Origin of the sequence: Microbacterium sp. Kw_RZR3 (assembly GCF_029222405.1) — a bacterium.
In the GTDB taxonomy this organism is placed as follows: domain Bacteria; phylum Actinomycetota; class Actinomycetes; order Actinomycetales; family Microbacteriaceae; genus Microbacterium.
Genome location: NZ_JARHXC010000160.1, coordinates 1 through 1,491, shown reverse-complemented (window position 1 = coordinate 1,491; position 1,491 = coordinate 1). Strand labels below are relative to the sequence as shown.

Here is a 1,491-nt window from a genome sequence, read left to right as displayed (position 1 = left end):
GCGCGGCGCCGTGCACCTCGGCCCACACGCCCCATAAACGCTCTCCGCTCACATAAACGCGAGCAGCACGTGTTTCTCAGCGCGGATAGCGTTTATGGCGAGGGCGGGCGGGCTCACCGCTGACCCTGCCCGCTCGGCGGGACCGGCTCACGGCCCCGGCCCCCGGCCACACCGAGCACGGTCGGATCCGCGACGGCGCGCGGTCGACACGACCCATAAACGCTCTCCACTCGCATAAACGCGAGCAGCGCGTGTTTATGAGCGCGGATTGCGTTTATGGCGAGGAAACGCGACCCACACCGTCGGCGCTCACGCCCCGACCGATGCCCTGCGACGTCGTCGCCGCGGATGGGCGAACGTCAAGCGCCGTCGCCGTCGGCAGCGTCACGGCGACGCGGCGCGGCGGCCCGAACGGCGAGCACGAGCAGCACGAGACCGATCACCGCGGGAACCGCGATGAGCAGCGCGACCGCGGGCGCGGCCCACTCCCCCGTGATCGCACCGAGGGCGACCGAGAGGATCAGCAGCTGGGTCACGATGCCGCCGGAGCGTCCGGCCGATACGCCGCGCGCGGTGGCCACGCCGAACGCCGCGACGATGACCGCACCGATGACGGTGAGCACGATCAGGGCGATCGAGCTGACGACGGAGTCGGTATCGCCGCCGATGAGGGCGACCACCTGCCAGCCGGCGAGGGCCAGGATGCCGAGGGCTTCGAGGCCCAGAACGAGCGCGGCCCAGAGGCGAACAGGCATCGGAAAAGCCCTCCCGGCGGAGATCATCACGCCGTTACGATCCGGAAACCTACCGGTTACCTCTTGATCGTGCGGAATCGCTATGGGAGCATGGAACAAGCCGTGTGCTCCCACAGCGAAGTGGGGCGAGCAATCGCTCGCGTTCCCACCAGGGTACCGGACCCGAATGCCGGTGCCGAATCGACCATTTTTTCTGTTACAAGGAGCACCCCCTATGGATTGGCGCGACAAAGCAGCCTGCCTGACCGTCGACCCCGAGCTGTTCTTCCCCGTGGGCAACACCGGCCCCGCGGTCGACCAGATCGAGAAGGCCAAGTCGGTCTGCGCTCGCTGCACCGTCACCGAGGTCTGCCTGCAGTACGCCCTCGAGTCCGGTCAGGACTCGGGCGTGTGGGGCGGTCTGAGCGAAGACGAGCGTCGCGCTCTCAAGCGCCGCGCCGCTCGCGCTCGCCGCGCGTCCTGACCTCGCGGCATCCGCCGTTCGACGAAGCCCGTCCCTCCGGGGGCGGGCTTCGTCGTGTGTCCGCGCGGCCCCGCGAGAGCAGGTCGGACCGACGGAGAACGGGCCACCCCGGGACGATGTGTCATCCCGGCGGACTTGCGGGACGGCCCGGGAAGTACGGCGCGTACCGTCACGCGGAGTCGGTCGGCGACACGCCGCGTGGACGTGACGACCCCCGGCGCGTCGCGCACGGACTCCGCCGGACGGCACAACCCGGCGGCCCGACACTGGACG

General features: G+C 70.0%; 2 protein-coding genes. One reads left to right on the top strand and one right to left on the bottom strand.

Annotated features, from left to right (window positions below):
• Nucleotides 1–359: 359 nt before the first annotated feature.
• A complete protein-coding gene (locus P2P98_RS08410) occupies nt 360–755 on the bottom strand; it encodes a histidine kinase (RefSeq protein ID WP_275799060.1) in 396 nt (131 codons plus the stop codon).
• A gap of 214 nt (nt 756–969) precedes the next feature.
• Here P2P98_RS08410 and P2P98_RS08405 point away from each other — a divergent pair, with 214 nt between their 5' ends.
• Nucleotides 970–1,218 (top strand): WhiB family transcriptional regulator, encoded by a 249-nt coding sequence (locus P2P98_RS08405; RefSeq protein ID WP_013583608.1) that lies wholly within the window; start codon nt 970–972, stop codon nt 1,216–1,218.
• The last annotated feature ends 273 nt before the right edge of the window (nt 1,219–1,491 follow it).